Source organism: Leifsonia sp. 71-9 (assembly GCF_001898805.1).
GTDB lineage: Bacteria > Actinomycetota > Actinomycetes > Actinomycetales > Microbacteriaceae > Leifsonia.
In genome coordinates this window covers 221,472-238,824 of sequence record NZ_MKVJ01000020.1, presented here as the reverse complement: position 1 = coordinate 238,824, position 17,353 = coordinate 221,472, and the positions used below count along the sequence as shown (strand labels likewise).

Here is a 17,353-nt window from a genome sequence, read left to right as displayed (position 1 = left end):
GCAAGGCGGGTGTGGAACTCGAAACAGCACAGTGGAGACGGTCGTCGACCGGGGTACGGCTGACACTCCGCTGTGTCGTGGCGGTAATTCTACAGTTGTTGACAAGAAAGGCAACCAGTGGAGAAAAACAACGGGAGAAGCCTGACACGGCGCGGCGCGGAACAGGAAATCCACGCATTCCCGTTGCCGGATCGCGCACGGCCCATGGCCAGGGTGTACCGGATGATATACGATCCCAGCAGGGTCTGATCGGCCCTCCTCCGACGTCGAAGGGAGCCCCGCGGTGCTCGACACCACGACCATCCAGGCCATCGCCGACGAGCTCGCGGCCGCCGAGCGCGACCGCACGACGGTGCCGCTGCTCACCGCCCGGCACCCCGACATGACGGTGGAGGACTCCTACGCCGTGCAGAAGGTGTGGGTCGAGCGCGGGCTCGCCTCCGGCCGCCGCCTGGTGGGCCGCAAGATCGGCCTGACCTCCAAGGTGATGCAGCAGGCGACGGGGATCACCGAGCCCGACTACGGCGCGATCTTCGCCGACATGGTCTACGAGACCGGCTCGGTCATCCCCTTCGACCAGTACTCGAACGTGCGCATCGAGGTCGAGCTCGCCTTCGTGCTCGGCGCGCCCCTCGAGGGCCCGAACGTCACGCTGTACGACGTGCTCGACGCGACGAAGTACGTGGTCCCGGCGCTCGAGATCCTCTCCTCCCGGATCGAGATGCAGGGCCGCACGATCGTCGACACGATCTCCGACAACGCCGCGATGGGCGGCATGGTGGTCGGCGGCCGTCCCGTCCCGGTCGACGCGGTCGACCTGCGCTGGGTCGGCGCCCTGCTCTACCGCAACGAGACCATCGAGGAGTCCGGGGTCGCCGCGGCCGTGCTCGACCATCCCGCCAACGGCGTCGTCTGGCTGGCGAACAAGCTCGCCCAGCACGGCTCGCGCCTGGAGGCCGGGGACATCGTGCTCGCCGGCTCCTTCACCCGCCCGATGTGGGTCGAGCGCGGCGACACCGTCCACGCCGACTACGGAACCCTGGGAGCCGTGACATGCCGATTCGTCTGACCGCCACTCCGACCTTCGCCGACCGGTTGGGGTCCGCCGACCGCGTCCTGTACGGGCAGTGGGTGTGCTCCGGCAGCCCGCTGGTCGCCGATATCGTCGCCGGCAGCGGCACCGACATCGTCGTGATCGACGGCGAGCACTCCCCCATCGGGCTGGAGTCCGTGCTCGCCATCCTGCAGGCCGTCGCCGCCTACCCGGTGACCCCGGTGGTGCGCGCCCCGATCGGCGACCCCGTCATCCTGAAGCAGCTGCTCGACCTCGGCGCGCAGAACATCCTCGTGCCGATGGTCGACACCGCCGAGCAGGCGGCCGCGATGGTCCGCGCCGTCCGCTACCCGCCCCACGGCGTGCGCGGCGTCGGGAGTGCGCTGGCGCGGTCGTCGCGGTGGAGCCGCATCCCGGACTACCTGGCGCGCGCGAACGACCTCGTCTCGCTCACGGTCCAGATCGAGACCGCCGAAGCCGTCGCGGTCGCCGCGGACATCGCCGCCGTGGAGGGCGTGGATGCACTCCTCGTCGGTCCCGCCGACCTCGCCGCCTCCATGGGCCTGCTCGGCAGGCAGAACCACCCCGACGTGGTGGCCGCCGTCGAGTCCGTCATCGCCGCCGGCCGTGCAGCGGGCACACCGGTCGGCGTCAACGCGTTCGACCCCGCCACCGCCGACCGGTACGCCGAGGCCGGCGCCGCCTACCTGCTGGTCGGCTCCGACGTCACCCTGCTCGCGCGCGCCTCCGAGACCCTGGCCGAACGGTTCGTGCCGGACGCCGGCTCCGACGGCACGGCTCCCGCGAGCTACTGACGTCGGCAACGGAGGGGATCCGCTCGTGGTCGGCTCGCAGCGCAGGCTCGGGAGGAGTTCGTGCGGAAATCGGCCCGCACCTCCTCCGTTGGCCGCGCGTGCGCGCCGCGTCGGCAACGGAGGAGATCGCGGCCCCCGCTCCCCCGATCTCCTCCGCACCCCGCCTTCCAGCCGCGGCCGAGCCCGCATCCCCTCCGTTCCCCACACTCGTCCTTGAACGACCTCCACGGATCGTATACAATCTCGAATACGGTCTGAGTCGCACGCAGCGGCACCCACCGGCACCACCATCCCCGACGACGAGGAGAACCACCCCGTGAGCCAGCTCGCCCGCCCCGGCAAGATCATCGCGGTGCACCTGAACTACCGGTCGCGCGCCGCCCAGCGCGGGCGCACCCCGGCCCAGCCCTCGTACTTCTTCAAGCCGGCCTCCTCCGTCGCCGCGACCGGCGGCGAGCTGGAGCGTCCCGCCGGCACCGAGCTGCTCGCCTTCGAGGGCGAGATCGCGCTGATCATCGGCAGCACCGCCCGCCGGGTCTCCCCCGAGGACGGCTGGGCCGCCGTCTCCGGCGTCACGGCGGCGAACGACTTCGGCCTCTACGACCTCCGCGCGGCCGACAAGGGATCGAACGTGCGCTCCAAGGGCGGCGACGGCTTCACGCCGCTCGGCCCGGACGTCATCCCGGCGGCCGACGTGAACCCGGACGCGCTGCGCGTGCGCACCTGGCTCAACGGCGAGCTCGTGCAGGAGGGCACCACCGACGACCTGCTCTTCCCGTTCGGACGTCTCGTCGCCGACCTCTCCCAGCTGATGACGCTGGAGCCGGGCGACGTCATCCTCACCGGCACCCCCGCCGGTTCGTCGGTCACGCAGCCCGGCGACACCGTCGAGGTGGAGGTGGATGCGCCGAGCGCGCCCGGAGCCCCGACCAGCGGCCGGCTCGTCACCCGGATCACGGAGGGCCGCGTCCCGTTCGGCGACTTCGGCACCAAGCCGAGCGTCGACGACCACCAGCGCGCGGAGGCCTGGGGCACGCCCCCGGCGCCGGCCGAACCGACGTTCGTCCTGACCGACGAGCTGCGCGCCGCGCTCGCGAGCGTCGCCACCGCCACCCTCAGCTCCCAGCTGCGCAAGCGCGGCCTGAACAACGTCTCCATCGACGGCCTGGCCTCGACCCGGCCCGACGCCCGACTGATCGGCACGGCGAAGACGCTCCGCTACATCCCGAACCGCGAGGACCTCTTCGCGAGCCACGGCGGCGGGTACAACGCCCAGAAGCGCGCCTTCGACGCGGTCGGCTCGGGCGAGGTGCTCGTCATCGAGGCCCGCGGCGAGCGCGGCAGCGGGACCGTCGGCGACGTGCTGGCCCTGCGCGCACAGGTGAACGGCGCGGCCGGCATCGTCACCGACGGCGGCGTACGCGACCTCGCGGTGGTCGCCGCCCTCGACATCCCGACCTATCACGGCGGCCCGCACCCGGCCGTCCTCGGCCGCAAGCACGTGCCGTGGGAGGCCGACGTCACGATCGCCTGCGGCGGCGCGGCCGTGCAGCCGGGCGACGTGATCGTGGGCGACGCGGACGGCCTCCTCGTCATCCCGCCCGCGCTGGTGGCCGAGGTCGTCGCCGATGCGATCGAGCAGGAGCGCGAGGAGGAGTACATCGCCGAGCAGGTCGCGGCCGGGCACCCGGTGGACGGCCTGTTCCCGATGAACGCGGAATGGAAGGAACGGTACCGCGCATGGCTGACGCAGCGGTGAAGTCCGCGGCCACGGCGCCGAGCAAGTCCCAGCTCGCCTACGAGTTCCTTCGCGCGCGCATCGACGACGGCCGCTACGTCTCCGGCTTCCGGCTCGTGCTCGGGCAGATCGCCGGTGAGCTCGACATCAGCGTCGTCCCCGTGCGCGAGGCGATCCGGCGGCTGGAGGCGGAGGGTCTCGTCACGTTCGAGAAGAACGTCGGCGCCCAGGTCGCCCTGCTGCAGGACACCGAGTACGCCTACACGATGCAGACCCTCGCGCTCGTGGAGGGGGCGGCGACCCAGCTCTCCGCTCCCCTGCTCACGGCCGACCACATCGAGCGGGCGCGTGCGGTCAACGCCGAGATGATCGCCAGCCTGGAGCATTTCGTCCCGCACCGCTTCACGCAGCTCAACCAGAGCTTCCACTCGGTGCTGTTCGAGGAGTGCCCCAACCCGCACATCCTCGACCTCGTGCACCGCGGCTGGAACCGCCTGACCGTGCTGCGCGACTCCACCTTCGGCTTCGTGCCCGGCCGCGCCCGCGAGTCGGTCGACGAGCACGAGCAGATCCTGACCCTGATCGAGAGCGGCGCCGACCCGCTCGAGATCGAGCTCGCCGCCCGGCGGCACCGCCTGGCGACCCTGGACGCCTTCCAGGCGTACCAGAGCGAGCACAAGCACACCCACTGACCACCCCACCCTGAAGGAGAGCACGCGCATGGCGCAGCACTACGTCCCCGAGAACCTTCCCGGGAAGATCCAGCACTTCATCGACGGGCAGTTCGTCGACAGCGTCTCGGGAAAGACGTTCGACGTGCTCGACCCGGTGTCGAACGAGACCTACGTCACCGCCGCCGCGGGTCAGAAGGAGGACATCGACCTCGCCGTCGCCGCCGCCCGCCGCGCGTTCACCGACGGCCCCTGGCCGCGCATGAAGCCCCGCGAGCGCACCCGCGTGCTGAACCGCATCGCCGACGCCGTGGAGGCGCAGGATGCCCGGCTCGCCGAGCTCGAGACCTTCGACACCGGCCTCCCGATCACCCAGGCCCTCGGGCAGGCGCGGCGCGCGGCCGAGAACTTCCGCTTCTTCGCCGACCTGATCGTGGCCCAGCGCGACGACGCGTACAAGGTGCCGGGCAGCCAGCTCAACTACGTGAACCGCAAGCCGATCGGCGTCGCCGGGCTCATCACGCCCTGGAACACGCCCTTCATGCTGGAGAGCTGGAAGCTCGCGCCGGCGCTCGCGACCGGCAACACCGTCGTGCTCAAGCCGGCCGAGTTCACGCCGCTGTCGGCGAGCCTGTGGGCCGAGATCTTCCGCGACGCCGGCCTGCCCGACGGCGTGTTCAACCTGGTCAACGGTCTCGGCGAGGAGGCGGGCGACGCGCTCGTCAAGCACCCGGACGTGCCGCTCATCTCGTTCACCGGCGAGAGCCGCACCGGCCAGCTCATCTTCGGCAACGCCGCGCCCTTCCTCAAGGGCCTCTCGATGGAGCTGGGCGGCAAGTCCCCCGCCGTCGTGTTCGCCGACGCCGATCTGGACGCCGCCATCGACTCCACCCTGTTCGGCGTCTTCTCGCTGAACGGCGAGCGCTGCACCGCCGGATCCCGCATCCTCGTCGAGCGCGCCGTGTACGACGAGTTCTGCGAGCGCTACGCCGCCCGCGCGAAGAACATCGTCGTCGGCGACCCGCACGACCCGAAGACCGAGGTCGGCGCGCTCGTGCACCCCGAGCACTACGACAAGGTGATGAGCTACGTCGAGCTCGGCAAGCAGGAGGGCCGGCTCCTCGCCGGCGGCGGCCGCCCCGAGGGCCTCGACCACGGCAACTACGTCGCCCCGACCGTGTTCGCGGACGTGAAGCCGGACGCGCGCATCTTCCAGGAGGAGATCTTCGGCCCCGTCGTCGCCATCACCCCGTTCGACTCCGACGAGGAGGCGCTGGAGCTCGCCAACGGCGTGCGCTACGGCCTCGCCGCCTACATCTGGACCAACGACCTCGAGCGCGCGCACACCTTCTCGCAGAACGTGGAGGCCGGGATGGTGTGGCTCAACTCGCACAACGTCCGCGACCTGCGCACCCCGTTCGGCGGCGTGAAGGCCTCCGGGCTCGGCCACGAGGGCGGCTACCGCTCCATCGACTTCTACACCGACCAGCAAGCCGTCCACATCACGCTCGGCCCGGTGCACACGCCCACGTTCGGCGCCCACTGACCCACGCATCCACTCGACGAAGAGAAAGAACCACCATGAGCAGCCCCATCCCCGCTCCCGCGAACCGCATCCCGACCCCGCAGGCCGCCCCGCCGGACATCCTGCGCTGCGCCTACATGGAGCTGGTCGTCACCGACCTGCAGGCCAGCCGCGACTTCTACGTCGACGTGCTCGACCTGGTCGTGACGGAGGAGGACGAGAACGCCGTCTACCTGCGCAGCTTCGAGGAGTTCATCCACCACAACCTCGTGCTGCGCAAGGGTCCGGTCGCCGCCGTCGCCGCCTTCTCGTACCGCGTGCGCACCCCGGAGGACCTGGATCGTGCCGTCGCCTTCTACACCGAGCTCGGCTGCCGCATCGAGCGCCGGTCCGAGGGGTTCACGAAGGGCATCGGCGACAGCGTGCGCGTGGAGGACCCGCTCGGCTTCCCGTACGAGTTCTTCTACGACGTGCAGCACGTCGAGCGCCTCGCCTGGCGCTACGACCTCTACACGCCCGGCGCGCTCGTCCGCCTCGACCACTTCAACCAGGTCACCCCGGACGTCCCCCGCGCCGTCGCGTACATGGAGGACCTCGGCTTCCGCGTGACCGAGGACATCCAGGACGAGGAGGGCACCACCTACGCCGCGTGGATGCGCCGCAAGCCGACCGTGCACGACACCGCCATGACCGGCGGCGACGGCCCGCGCATGCACCACGTCGCGTTCGCCACGCACGAGAAGCACAACATCATCGCCATCTGCGACAAGCTCGGCGCCCTGCGCCTCTCGGACCGCATCGAGCGCGGCCCCGGCCGCCACGGCGTCTCCAACGCCTTCTACCTCTACCTGCGCGACCCCGACGGCCACCGCGTCGAGATCTACACCCAGGACTACTACACCGGCGATCCCGACAACCCGGTCGTCACCTGGGACGTGCACGACAACCAGCGCCGCGACTGGTGGGGCAACCCGGTCGTCCCCTCCTGGTACACGGAGGCCTCCCTGGTGCTCGACCTCGACGGCAACCCCCAGCCGCTGACCGCCCGCACCGACGACTCCGAGATGGAGGTCACCATCGGCGCCGACGGCTTCTCGTACACCCGCGCGGGCGACGAGGAGAAGGGCTTCAAGCTCGGGGCGCAGGTCTGACCGCACCCGCACCCCGCACGACCCCGGAACTCCGGAGCTCCCGCCCCTGACGGCGCCGACCTCCGGAGTTCCGGCGTTTCAGGCGGCGCGCCGGGTCAGGTCGCCGGATTCCGGACTCACCCGCAGGAGCTCTGCCCCATCACCGAGTATCCACGCGCGGGGACGCGATCGAAGAGCTCGGTGACGATGCGGCCGAGCGCCTCGTCCGAGCGCTGATACGCCTCGGACTGCACCGAAGCCTGTTCCGGTGTGAAGGAGGGCAGCGAGCTCGGGCCGGAGATCACGGTCTCCCAGTCGGTCGTCCGCAGCGTCTTCGCGGCGAGTTCGGCCGCCGCGCCGCCGTCGTCGACGACGTCGTCCGGAGCCGCGGCCAGCTGGAGGGTGCAGGTCACCGCCGTGCCGTCGGAGAGGACGAACGTGTGGGTGAGGAGCATGTCCGGATCGACCGGATCGGCGACTCCCTCCTCCCCCTCCGGAGACGGCTCGGGCGAGGGCACGAACGGCATCGGCGCTCCCGGCTGGCGGAACCCGGGCGGCCCGTACGGCGACCAGAACTGCGGCCGGTCCTGCGCCGGCGCGCATCCGGCGAGCGCCGCGACGACGTACCCCGCCAGCGCCGCGCCGGCGAGGAGCCTGAGACGACCGCGTCGTCGTCCCGTCATGCCGTCCCCGTCCCCCGTCGTTCCGTCCCCCGCCCGGCGGTTACCCGAACTCGACCTCTGCGGCGCGCTCGACCGCGAACTGCTGGTCGGGGTAGCGCAGGCCGGAGAAGTAGCGGTTGGTGTGGGCGACGATCTGCCGCCCGGTGATCTCGACGTCGTCCCATTCCGCGTCGGTCGTGGTGTGGGCGTCCTCGACGAGGGTGACGTCGTAACCGCGCACCGCCGCGCTCTGCGTGGTGGTGCGGATGCAGTAGTCGCTCTGCGCGCCGGCGAAGACCAGGCGGGCGGCGTCGAGGCCCTCGAGCACCTCGTCGAGATCGGTGTCTGCGAAGGCGTCGCGGTAGCGCTTGTGCACCACGGGTTCGCCGGTGGCCGGGTCCAGCCCGTCGGCCAACGCCCATTCGTCGCTGCCGGCGGGGAGGTCGTCGGCCTCGTGCTGCACCCAGACGACCGGAGTGCCTGCCGCGCGGGCACGGTCCACGAGACCCGCCGCGCGGGCGACGACGCCGTCGGCGTCCCAGCAGCCGGGCAGCACCCCCTTCTGCAGGTCGATCACGAGCAGGACGGACGGGATGGATGCGCTCACCCGACCATCCTGCCAGCCGCCACCACCGCCCCGCACCGCCCGCGGCGGGGCTCCTACGCGTTGAAGGAGGTGATCGTGTTGAGCGCCAGCACGATGATGAGGCCGTTGAAGAAGAAGCTGAGCACCGAGTGCCAGAGCACGGTCCAGCGCAGGCGGGTGGTGAGCACCTCCACGTCGGACGCGGCGAAGGAGGTGCCGAGCGTGTACGCGAAGTACACGAACTCCACGAACCGGGGATGCTCGGTCGCCGGGAACCGCAGGATCGGCACGTCGCTCGAGTAGTACCGCTGGTAGTAGATCTGCGAGAAGCCCCAGTGCAGGAACCCCCACGCGAGCAGCATCGACCAGACGCCGACGATGTCGGTGATCGACCCCACCTCCGGGTCGTTGTGGAGGCCGAGCACCTGCACCGCCGCGGTGAAGCCGATGAGGCTGGCCAGGATGGTCGCGGTCATCGACACGAGCCGCGCCACGCGCCCCACCTCGAACCGGGAGGGCCGGTCCCCCTCCACCGGCGGCCGACGGGCGGCACGCCCGAGCACGATCAGCACCACGACTTCGTACAGGGTGCCGATGGTGCACCACAGGGCGAGCAGCAGGAGGGTGGAGTCGTCGTCCTCCGCGAGGAGCACGAGCCAGACGCCCACGACGATCATCGCGAGCTGCACGAGCAGGCTCAGGACGAACCCGATCACGAGGGGCGCACGCCGCGCGCCGACGGGAGCCGACATACCTGGATGCTAGTGCCCGCGCGGCCCGGATCCGGGCAAGGATGGAGCCATGCCTCCCTCCCCTGCCGACGCCGAGCCGCTGCGCGTGGTCGCCGCCGTGATCGCCGACGGCTCCCGCGTGCTCGCCTGCCGCCGCGCGCCGGGAAAGGACGCCGCGGGCCGCTGGGAGTTCCCCGGCGGCAAAGTGGAGGCGGGCGAGACGCCCGAGGAGGCGCTGGAACGGGAGATCCGGGAGGAGCTCGGCGTGCCCATCCGGGTCGGCGCCCTGCTCGACCGCACGACCACGGTCGTCGGCACGCGCGCGATCGACCTCGCCTGCTACGCCGCGGCCCTCACGGGCGCGGTGCCCGAGAGCAGCACCGACCACGACCTCCTGCGCTGGGTCGAATCCGGTGACCTCGACACGCTGGACTGGGCGGACGCCGACCGGCCGGTGGTGCGGGTGCTCGGCGAACGCTGACACGACCGGCGCGTAAGGATGTGCACACCGCACAGAACCATCCCAACTTCGTGCAGATCGCACATTCCCCGTCGTCGGCGGCCGGTTTACGGTGTTCGGAACCCCCACACCCGTCCCCGTCAGAAGGACTCCCCCTCATGGCACGCACAGCTCCTGCCGATGACTTCGCCCTCTCCCGTGTGACCCCCGGCGCACGCAAACCGTGGTTCGGGATCGCCGTCCAGCGGTTCGGTCAGGTCTCGGCCCTCTCGCAGTTCCTGCTCGGAGCGACTCTGGGCTACAGCATGACGTTCGGCGAGGCCGCCCTGGCCCTGCTCCTCGGCTCGATCATCCTCGAGGTGATCATGTGCATCGTCGGCATCATCGGGCAGAAGGAGGGGCTCAACACCGCCCTCCTGGCCCGGTGGACCGGCTTCGGCGAAGTCGGCGCGGCCCTCGTGGGCCTGGCGATCGGCATCAGCCTGATCGGCTGGTTCGGCATCCAGTCGGCCATCTCGGCCGAGTCGCTCGACGCGCTGATGCCCGGTGTGCTGCCGATCTGGGTCTGGAGCCTGCTGTTCGGCCTGGCCGTGACCGCGATCGTGGCCTACGGCTTCGTCGGGATGCAGTGGCTGGCCAACATCACCGTCCCCCTCTTCCTCATCCTGGTCGGCTGGTCCGTGATCAGCGAGCTCAGCAAGCACTCCATCGGCGACCTCCTCACCTCCCCGGCGCCGGGCCCGACGATGTCGGTCTGGGCGGGGACTGGCATCGTCGCGGGCGGCCTGATCGTCGGCGCGATCATCACCGCCGACATGACGCGGTTCAACCGGAGCCGCGCCGACGTCATCAAGCAGACGGTCGTGGGCGTGTCCCTCGGCGAGTTCGTGATCGGCCTGGCGGGCGTGCTGCTCGCCCACGCCGCCGCGACCGGCAACATCGTCGCGATCGTCACCTCGTCGATCGGCTTCGTCGGCCTCATCATCGTGATCACCGGCACGCTGAAGATCAACGACTGGAACCTGTACTCCTCGACGCTCGGCCTGGTGAACTTTATCTCCACCGCGTTCGCGAAGAACCTCAACCGCGTCACCACGACGATCGTGCTCGGCATCGTGGGCTCGGTGCTCGCCGCGGCCGGCATCCTGTCGCAGTTCTCGGGCTTCCTGATCATCCTCGGCGTCGCGTTCCCGCCGATCGCCGGCATCATCGTCGCCGAGTACTTCTTCGTGCGGCGCTGGCGCGGCGAGCTGGATGCGACGCGCGCGTCGGGCCGGCTGCCGGAGTTCGCGCCGCGCATCGTCCCGGCCACCCTGGTGGTCTGGCTCGTGTCGTCCCTGTTCGGCTACTTCTTCACCTGGGGCATCCCTGCCCTCTGGTCGCTCTTCCTCTCGATCATCCTGTACACGATCGCGGGCAAGCTCGGCTGGGTGCGCGGCGTCGGCCGGGCCCGCACCATCCAGGACGCCCCGGAGGCCGCCGACGGCACCGCCGCGGGCAGCACGCCGGGCCCGGAGGCCGTCGCCTCCAACTGACCAGCTCGACCCGTCTCCACCAGCCCCACCCGCCGTCACCGCGGCAGAAAGCGAAACACCATGCATATCGGCATCGACGTCGGCGGAACGAACACCGACGCAGTGCTCATGGACGGCCGGACCCCTCTCGCCGGCGTCAAGAACTCGACCAGCCCGGACGTGACCGCCGGCATCGTCAGCGCCATCGAGGCGCTGCGCGAGGCGCGCTCGTTCGAGGGCTCCGAGATCCACGCGGTGATGATCGGGACGACGCACTTCATCAACGCGCTCGTGCAGGCGAAGCGGCTCGCGCCGACCGCCGCGCTGCGCCTGGGGCTCCCGGCAACCAAGGCCCTCCCGCCGCTGGTCGACTGGCCGGAGGCGCTGATCGAGGCGATCGACGCCCGCAGCTACCTGGCGCACGGCGGCTACGAGTTCGACGGCCGCCCGATCTCGCCGCTCGATGTGGCGGAGCTCAAGGGCATCGCCGCCGACATGGCCGCGCACGGTGTGCGGTCGGTCGCGATCTCGTCCGTCTTCTCCCCGGTGAACCACGACGTCGAGACCCGCGCGGCCGCCATCCTGGCCGACGAGCTCGGCGACGGGGTCGCCATCTCGCTGTCGCACGAGATCGGGCGCATCGGGCTGCTGGAGCGCGAGAACGCCACGATCATCAACGCGGCGCTGCGCGAGCTGGCGAGCGAGATCGTCGACGGTCTGACCTCCGCGGTGCGCGCCCAGGGCATCGAGGCGCCGATCTTCCTCAGCCAGAACGACGGCACGCTGATGGACGAGGACTACGTGCGCCTCTACCCCGTCGCCACCTTCGCCTCCGGCCCGACCAACTCGATGCGCGGCGCCGCCCTCACCAGCGGGCTCGAGACCTGCGCGGTCGTCGACATCGGCGGCACCACGGCCGACATCGGCCTCCTGGTCAACGGGTTCCCGCGCGAGACGGCGAACGAGGTCAAGGTGGCGGGCGTCCGCACCAACTTCCGGATGCCGGACGTGCTCTCGCTCGGCATCGGCGGCGGCTCCATCGTCGACACCGAGACCGCCGAGGTGGGCCCGGAGTCGGTCGGCTACCGGCTGACGACCGAGGCGCTGGTGTTCGGCGGCTCGACCCTCACCGCGACGGACATCGCCGTCGCCGCCGGACGCGCGCAGGTGGGCGACCCCGCGAAGGTCGCGCACCTCGACCCCGCCTTCGTGCAGCGCGTGCTCGACCGGATCGCCGAGCGCGTCGCCGAGGCCGTCGACCGGATGCGCACCTCCCCCGACCCCATCCCCGTCGTCGCCGTCGGCGGCGGGTCCATCCTCCTGCCGGACGAGCTGCCGATCTTCGGCGCCGTGCACCGGCCGGAGAACTACGCCGTCGCGAACGCGATCGGCGCCTCCATCGCACAGGTCGGGGGCGAGATCGACAAGGTGTACGCCGTCGAGCCCGGCCGTCGCGACGAGGCCATCGCCGCCGTTCGGGCGGAGGCGGTGGACAAGGCGATCGCGGCCGGCGCCTCCCCCTCGTCGGTCGCGATCGTCGATTTCGACGAGGTCCCCATCCCGTACCTGCCCGGCAACGCGACGCGCATCCGCGTGAAGGCCGTCGGCGATCTGGCGATGGAGGTGCGGGTATGAGCTGGACGCTCACCGCCGACGCGATCGGCGACCTCTCGCGCGGCGCCGCGGTACTCGGCACGGGCGGCGGAGGCGACCCCTACATCGGCTCGCTGCTGGCGAAGCAGGCGCTGGCCGAGCACGGACCGGTCACCGTCGTCGGACTCGACGAGGTGCCCGACGACGCCCTCGTGCTCACGGTGGCGATGATGGGCGCCCCGACCGTCATGGTCGAGAAGCTGCCCAGCCTCGACGAGGTCATCGCGCCCGTGACCGCGCTGGGAACGTACCTGGGCCGGCCGGTCACGCACGTGGCGTGCGCCGAGGTCGGCGGAGTGAACTCCACCATCCCGGTCGCCGCCGCCGCCGCGCTCGGCCTCCCCCTCATCGACGCGGACGGCATGGGCCGCGCGTTCCCGGAGCTGCAGATGGTGCTCCCGACGCTGTACGGCGTCACCGCCTCCCCGCTCGCGTTCGCGGACGAGAAGGGCAACGTCGGCGTGCTGCAGACCGTCGACAACAACTGGACGGAGCGCATCGCGCGTGTGGCCTGCGTCGAGATGGGCTGCTCGATCATGATCTCGGGCTTCCCGATGACCGGCACGGTCGCCCGCGAGGCGCTCGTCCCCGGCTCCCTCGCGCACTGCGTCGCCATCGGATCCGGCATCGCGGAGGCGCGCACCGCCAAGGCCGACCCGGTCGCGGCGACCGTCTCGCTGCTCGGCGGCCGCGAGTTCTTCGGAGGCAAGGTGGTGGACGTCGAGCGCGGCACGACGGCCGGCTTCGCCCGCGGGCGCGCCCGCATCGAGGGCACGGCGACGGGGTCGGCGGCCGACTCGACCCTCGCGCTGTCGTTCCAGAACGAGCACCTGATCGCCCAGGCGGGCGACGAGGTCTTCGTGACCACTCCCGACCTGATCATCGTGCTCGACGCCGAGAGCGGCGAGCCGATCACGACGGAGGCCCTCCGCTACGGTCAACGCGTGCGGGTGATCGCCGCACCCAGTGACCCGCGCTGGCACAGCGCCGAGGCGCTCGCGATGGTCGGCCCCGGCTACTTCGGCTACGACCTCCCCTCGCATCGCTTCGACGGCACGGCCGAGCGCACCCTCGAGGAGGCCGCCGCATGAGCTGGACGCTGACCGCCGCGGACCTCCCCGACCTCGCCCGCGGCGCCACCCTGCTCGGCACGGGAGGCGGCGGCGACCCCTACATCGGGCAGATGCTCGTCGCGCGCGTGCTGGATCAGAAGGGTCCCGGCGAGCGCGGCATCACCATCCTCGATCCGGACGAGCTCGACGACGACCTGTTCGTCATCCCCACGGCCCAGATGGGCGCGCCGACCGTGATGATCGAGAAGATCCCCGCGGGCACCGAGCCGACCCTCGCGCTGCGCACGCTGGAGGCGCACCTCGGCCGCACCGCCGACGCCACGATGCCGATCGAGTGCGGCGGCATCAACTCGATGATCCCGCTGATCGTCGCGGCCGAGACCGGTCTGCCGGTGGTGGACGCGGACGGCATGGGCCGCGCCTTCCCGGAGCTCTCGATGGAGACGTTCGCGGTCTACGGCGTGCACGGCTCCCCGCTGGCCCTCGCGGGCGAGCGCGGCGAGACCGTCGTGATCGACACCGGCGACGACGACCGGCAGATGGAGTGGCTCGCGCGCGGCGTGACCATCCGTCTCGGCGGCGTCGGGCACATCGCCGAGTACGCGATGACCGGCGCGGACGTGAAGCGCACGGCCGTCCCCCGCACGCTCTCGATGGCGCTCGCGCTGGGCCGGGCGATCCGGGAGGCGCGGGAGCAGCACCGCTCGCCGTTCGAGGCGATCGCGCAGACCCTCTCCACGACCCTCTACTCGGAGGTTCGCGAGCTCTTCTCCGGCAAGGTGACGGATGTCGAGCGGCGCACGACCGAGGGCTTCGCCAAGGGCCGCGCCACGATCTCGTCGCTGGATGCGGGCGCCTCCGAGACGCTGGAGATCCGCTTCCAGAACGAGAACCTCATCGCCCTGCGCGACGGCGAGCTCGTCGCGATCGTGCCCGACCTCATCTGCGTCACCGACATCGAGTCGGGTGAGCCGATCACGACCGAGGGCCTGCGCTACGGCCAGCGGGTGCGCGTGCTCGGCATCTCCACGCCGGAGATGATGCGCACGCCCGAAGCGCTCGCGGCGTTCGGCCCGCGCGCGTTCGGGCTGACCGAGGAGTTCGTCCCGGTCGAGACCTCGGCGCTGGTCTGAGCAGCACCACGGCTCGCGGGCGCTCGCGCAGGCGGGCGCCCGCACCGCCTACCCTGGAGGGCATGAGAACCCTCGGGCCGGAGCGCCTGCCCGCGCTCGCCAGGGGCTTCTCGCTGCTCGGCTCCGGTGGAGGCGGCGGGACGACGATGCTCGAGCTGATGGTGCAGGACGCCCCCGCCTGGCCCCTCACCTCGCGCACCCCGGCCGAGTTCGATCCCGCGACGCCGTGCGTGGCGGTCGCCTTCGCCGGCTCCACGTACCTGCTCGCCGAGCGCCTCCCTGGCGCCGATGTGTTCGGTCCGCTGGTCGACGCCGCCGAGCGCTGGACCGGCGTGCGCGCCGCGGCCGTGTGCGCGCTCGAGGGCGCCGGGATGAACGGGCTGACCCCGTTGCTGCTGGCCGACCGCCTCGCACTGGTCGACGCCGACCTGATGGGCCGTGCCCTCCCCCGCCTGGACCAGGTCTCGCTCCTGGTCGACGCGGTCCCCGGCGTCATCACGGTCTGCGACACGGGGGGCGGAGTCGTCGTGATCGACACGCAGCGCCCCGCCGACGTCGAGAGCCAGGTGCGCTCCGCCATCGTGCAGGCCGGCGGAGGCGGTGCGGTGCTCGTCGCGGGCTTCACGGTCGGCGACCTGGCCGAGCACGCCGTCCTGGGCACGTTCGAGCGGGCGCTCGCCCTCGGCGACGCCAGCGCCGACCGCGCCCTCTCCCCCGGCGAGCTGGCCGGGGCGACCGGAGGCCGCCTGCTGGGCTCGGGACGGGTGAGCGCGATCGTCCCCCTGCCGGACGACCCGTACGTCAGCGCCATCCAGGTCGACGCCGACGACGGCGCACTGCTTCGGCTCGTCGCCCGCTCCGAGCTGCTCGCGGTCGTACGCGACGGCGAGACCACCGCCGCCAGCCCCGAGATCATCGTGGCCGTCGACTCCATCTCCCGCGACATCCTGCAGGTGGACGGGGTCACGCTCGCGCGGCATGTGACGGTGCTCGCCCTCCCGGCTCCCGCGTGGTGGACGGCGACGGCCGACCGCCTGCGCCACGTGACGCCCGCCGGCTTCGGGCTGGCCGGGCTGGAGGTGGCGGCGTGAACGACCAGCTGGACCTCGCCGCGCTCTTCGCGCATCCCGCGAACGGCGGACTGCGCGCCATCGCCGGCGCGGATCCCGCCGTCGTGTGGCGCGATCTGGTCGTCGCCTCGGCCGAGGCGGAACTCGCTCCCGAGGGCGACGGCGCCCTCGCCGTGCTCACCGTCGCCCCGCCCACGACCCCGTGGCAGCAGGATGCGCTGGTACGCCGGGTGCGCGACCGCGGCTACCGCGGGCTGGCGCTGCCCGGCGCGGAGGCGTTCGGCGCGGGCACCCGGGCGCTCGCCGAACGCCTCGGCCTCGCCCTGCTCGACACCGGGGAGCCGATGGCGCTCGCCCGGGCCGGCTGGGAGCTGCTGGAGGGCCGGGACGCCCTCACCCTCGGCTATGTGCGCCGGGTCGCGCAGTCCATCGAATACCACGCCGCCAACCTCGCCGACCTGCTGCGGCACCTCTCGGCGAGCGTCGGCCACGGCGTCGCCCTGATCGACAGCGAAGGCGTGCTCCTGGAGGCCGGAGAGTCACTGCCTGCCCCGGTCCACGCCGCGATCGACTTCGGCCCCTGGATCGACACCGTCTCGCTGCCCGAGGGTGCGGCGGCCTCCGTGCGCGTGGACTCCCCGAGCCGCGCCGGGCTGCGGCTGGCCGTCTTCGGGCGCGGCCTCGGGCAGCAGCAGCTCAGCGCCCTCGCGGTCGCCGCTGAGGTGGCGATGCCCGCGGTCGCGGCGCGCATCCTCATCGACGAGGTCGCGGACGTCAACGACGCCGCCGTCTCCTCCGGGCTGCTGCGCGACTTCCTGGAGCTGCGCGACAGCCGCGACGCCGAGCTCGAGCAGCGGATGCTGGAGCGCGGCTGGCGCACGACGGGCTACCACCTCGGGTTCCGGCTGATCGGGCGCTCCCGCGTCGACACCCTCCAGCTGCTCCGCTTCGTGACGCGCGAGCTGACCGGCCTGCCGATCGACTCGCACGCCGCGACGAGCGGACGCGGAGTGACCGGCTGGCTCAGCTTCACCGCGCCTCCCGCGCCGAGCCGGGTGGAGGAGAACGTGCGCGCCCTGCACGCGCTGCACACCGCCGCACGCCGCGTGTTCAACGTCGCGACCGGCGTCGGCACGCTGGAGAGCGGGTCGGCCGGACTGGTCGCGACCATCGACGGGGCGGCCGACGCCGCGCGGATCGCCGCCGACCGCTCCGCGACCGGGCACTTCGTCCGCATCGACGCCCTCGGCCTCGAGCAGCTGCTGCTCTCCTGGACCGAGAGCGACACCTTCGTCCCGGCCGCGGAGTCCCTGCTCGCGCCGCTGATCGCCCGCGGGCCCGAGCTCGTCGAGACGCTCACCGCCTACCTCGACCACGAGTCCGGCATCGCCGCGACCGCCGACGCCCTCGGCCTCCACCGCAACACCGTCTCCACCCGCGTCGCCCGCGCGCAGGAACTGCTCGGGCTCGACCTCGGCGACCCGGAGACCCGCCTCGCCGTCCACCTCGCCTGCCGCGCCGTGCGGCGCTGACCCCGG

At 72.0% G+C, this 17,353-nt stretch carries 16 protein-coding genes; 13 read left to right on the top strand and 3 right to left on the bottom strand.

Features of this window, described 5'->3' with window-relative positions; all coding sequences use genetic code 11:
- Positions 1-283: 283 nt before the first annotated feature.
- From hpaH to hpaD, 6 genes are all read left to right on the top strand, one after another.
- Complete coding sequence (gene hpaH, locus BGO91_RS16155) at positions 284-1,069, top strand: 2-oxo-hept-4-ene-1,7-dioate hydratase (RefSeq protein ID WP_290473744.1); 786 nt, start codon at positions 284-286, stop codon at positions 1,067-1,069.
- Positions 1,054-1,869, top strand: coding sequence for an aldolase/citrate lyase family protein (locus tag BGO91_RS16150; RefSeq protein ID WP_290473743.1), 816 nt, complete (start codon positions 1,054-1,056; stop codon positions 1,867-1,869). Before hpaH ends, BGO91_RS16150 begins: the two co-directional genes overlap by 16 nt.
- Before the next feature lie 316 nt (positions 1,870-2,185).
- Complete coding sequence (locus BGO91_RS16145; RefSeq protein WP_290473742.1) at positions 2,186-3,628, top strand: fumarylacetoacetate hydrolase family protein; 1,443 nt, start codon at positions 2,186-2,188, stop codon at positions 3,626-3,628.
- Positions 3,610-4,299 carry a GntR family transcriptional regulator gene (locus tag BGO91_RS16140; RefSeq protein WP_290473741.1) on the top strand — a complete coding sequence of 230 codons (690 nt, stop codon included), beginning with the start codon at positions 3,610-3,612 and terminating at the stop codon, positions 4,297-4,299. The genes BGO91_RS16145 and BGO91_RS16140 overlap by 19 nt, the downstream gene beginning before the upstream one ends.
- A gap of 28 nt (positions 4,300-4,327) precedes the next feature.
- Positions 4,328-5,824 (top strand): 5-carboxymethyl-2-hydroxymuconate semialdehyde dehydrogenase, encoded by a 1,497-nt coding sequence (hpaE, locus tag BGO91_RS16135; RefSeq protein WP_290473740.1) that lies wholly within the window; start codon positions 4,328-4,330, stop codon positions 5,822-5,824.
- Between the two features lie 35 nt (positions 5,825-5,859).
- Positions 5,860-6,954 (top strand): 3,4-dihydroxyphenylacetate 2,3-dioxygenase, encoded by a 1,095-nt coding sequence (hpaD, locus tag BGO91_RS16130; RefSeq protein WP_290473739.1) that lies wholly within the window; start codon positions 5,860-5,862, stop codon positions 6,952-6,954.
- A gap of 116 nt (positions 6,955-7,070) precedes the next feature.
- On the opposite strand, the gene BGO91_RS16125 is transcribed toward hpaD, so the two are convergent.
- Genes BGO91_RS16125 through BGO91_RS16115 form a run of 3 tightly spaced genes read right to left on the bottom strand, consistent with a single transcriptional unit; the run spans position 7,071 to position 8,933 of the window.
- Positions 7,071-7,616 carry a hypothetical protein gene (locus BGO91_RS16125; RefSeq protein WP_290473738.1) on the bottom strand — a complete coding sequence of 182 codons (546 nt, stop codon included), beginning with the start codon at positions 7,614-7,616 and terminating at the stop codon, positions 7,071-7,073.
- Positions 7,617-7,656: 40 nt separating this feature from the next.
- The gene (locus BGO91_RS16120) at positions 7,657-8,202 is read right to left on the bottom strand and encodes a cysteine hydrolase family protein (RefSeq protein ID WP_290473737.1); all 546 of its coding nucleotides are present in this window, start codon (positions 8,200-8,202) and stop codon (positions 7,657-7,659) included.
- Positions 8,203-8,255: 53 nt separating this feature from the next.
- A complete protein-coding gene (locus tag BGO91_RS16115) occupies positions 8,256-8,933 on the bottom strand; it encodes a DUF1345 domain-containing protein (protein ID WP_290473736.1) in 678 nt (225 codons plus the stop codon).
- 49 nt (positions 8,934-8,982) lie between these two features.
- Here BGO91_RS16115 and BGO91_RS16110 point away from each other — a divergent pair, with 49 nt between their 5' ends.
- From BGO91_RS16110 to BGO91_RS16080, 7 genes are all read left to right on the top strand, one after another.
- Positions 8,983-9,393: a (deoxy)nucleoside triphosphate pyrophosphohydrolase gene (locus BGO91_RS16110; RefSeq protein WP_290473735.1), complete on the top strand. Its 411-nt coding sequence runs from the start codon at positions 8,983-8,985 to the stop codon at positions 9,391-9,393.
- Positions 9,394-9,530: 137 nt separating this feature from the next.
- Positions 9,531-10,907, top strand: coding sequence for a cytosine permease (locus tag BGO91_RS16105; protein ID WP_290473734.1), 1,377 nt, complete (start codon positions 9,531-9,533; stop codon positions 10,905-10,907).
- A gap of 60 nt (positions 10,908-10,967) precedes the next feature.
- The gene (locus BGO91_RS16100; protein ID WP_290473733.1) at positions 10,968-12,521 is read left to right on the top strand and encodes a hydantoinase/oxoprolinase family protein; all 1,554 of its coding nucleotides are present in this window, start codon (positions 10,968-10,970) and stop codon (positions 12,519-12,521) included.
- The gene (locus BGO91_RS16095) at positions 12,518-13,630 is read left to right on the top strand and encodes a DUF917 domain-containing protein (protein WP_290473732.1); all 1,113 of its coding nucleotides are present in this window, start codon (positions 12,518-12,520) and stop codon (positions 13,628-13,630) included. The genes BGO91_RS16100 and BGO91_RS16095 overlap by 4 nt, the downstream gene beginning before the upstream one ends.
- Positions 13,627-14,745: a DUF917 domain-containing protein gene (locus BGO91_RS16090; protein WP_021758072.1), complete on the top strand. Its 1,119-nt coding sequence runs from the start codon at positions 13,627-13,629 to the stop codon at positions 14,743-14,745. The genes BGO91_RS16095 and BGO91_RS16090 overlap by 4 nt, the downstream gene beginning before the upstream one ends.
- A 62-nt stretch (positions 14,746-14,807) precedes the next feature.
- Complete coding sequence (locus tag BGO91_RS16085; protein WP_290473731.1) at positions 14,808-15,836, top strand: DUF917 family protein; 1,029 nt, start codon at positions 14,808-14,810, stop codon at positions 15,834-15,836.
- Positions 15,833-17,347, top strand: a complete 1,515-nt coding sequence (locus BGO91_RS16080) for a CdaR family transcriptional regulator (protein ID WP_290473730.1) — start codon at positions 15,833-15,835, stop codon at positions 17,345-17,347. The genes BGO91_RS16085 and BGO91_RS16080 overlap by 4 nt, the downstream gene beginning before the upstream one ends.
- Positions 17,348-17,353: the final 6 nt, after the last annotated feature.

What these genes read in the sequence shown, in the direction of transcription:
- BGO91_RS16090 (WP_021758072.1), top strand. Translation starts at nt 13,627, where the DNA reads ATGAGCTGGACGCTGACCGCCGCGGACCTCCCCGACCTCGCCCGCGGC.
- BGO91_RS16140 (WP_290473741.1), top strand. Translation starts at nt 3,610, where the DNA reads ATGGCTGACGCAGCGGTGAAGTCCGCGGCCACGGCGCCGAGCAAGTCC.
- BGO91_RS16105 (WP_290473734.1), top strand. Translation starts at nt 9,531, where the DNA reads ATGGCACGCACAGCTCCTGCCGATGACTTCGCCCTCTCCCGTGTGACC.
- BGO91_RS16100 (WP_290473733.1), top strand. Translation starts at nt 10,968, where the DNA reads ATGCATATCGGCATCGACGTCGGCGGAACGAACACCGACGCAGTGCTC.
- BGO91_RS16115 (WP_290473736.1), bottom strand. Translation starts at nt 8,933, where the DNA reads ATGTCGGCTCCCGTCGGCGCGCGGCGTGCGCCCCTCGTGATCGGGTTC.
- BGO91_RS16085 (WP_290473731.1), top strand. Translation starts at nt 14,808, where the DNA reads ATGAGAACCCTCGGGCCGGAGCGCCTGCCCGCGCTCGCCAGGGGCTTC.
- hpaD (WP_290473739.1), top strand. Translation starts at nt 5,860, where the DNA reads ATGAGCAGCCCCATCCCCGCTCCCGCGAACCGCATCCCGACCCCGCAG.
- BGO91_RS16125 (WP_290473738.1), bottom strand. Translation starts at nt 7,616, where the DNA reads ATGACGGGACGACGACGCGGTCGTCTCAGGCTCCTCGCCGGCGCGGCG.
- BGO91_RS16095 (WP_290473732.1), top strand. Translation starts at nt 12,518, where the DNA reads ATGAGCTGGACGCTCACCGCCGACGCGATCGGCGACCTCTCGCGCGGC.
- BGO91_RS16110 (WP_290473735.1), top strand. Translation starts at nt 8,983, where the DNA reads ATGCCTCCCTCCCCTGCCGACGCCGAGCCGCTGCGCGTGGTCGCCGCC.
- hpaE (WP_290473740.1), top strand. Translation starts at nt 4,328, where the DNA reads ATGGCGCAGCACTACGTCCCCGAGAACCTTCCCGGGAAGATCCAGCAC.
- BGO91_RS16150 (WP_290473743.1), top strand. Translation starts at nt 1,054, where the DNA reads ATGCCGATTCGTCTGACCGCCACTCCGACCTTCGCCGACCGGTTGGGG.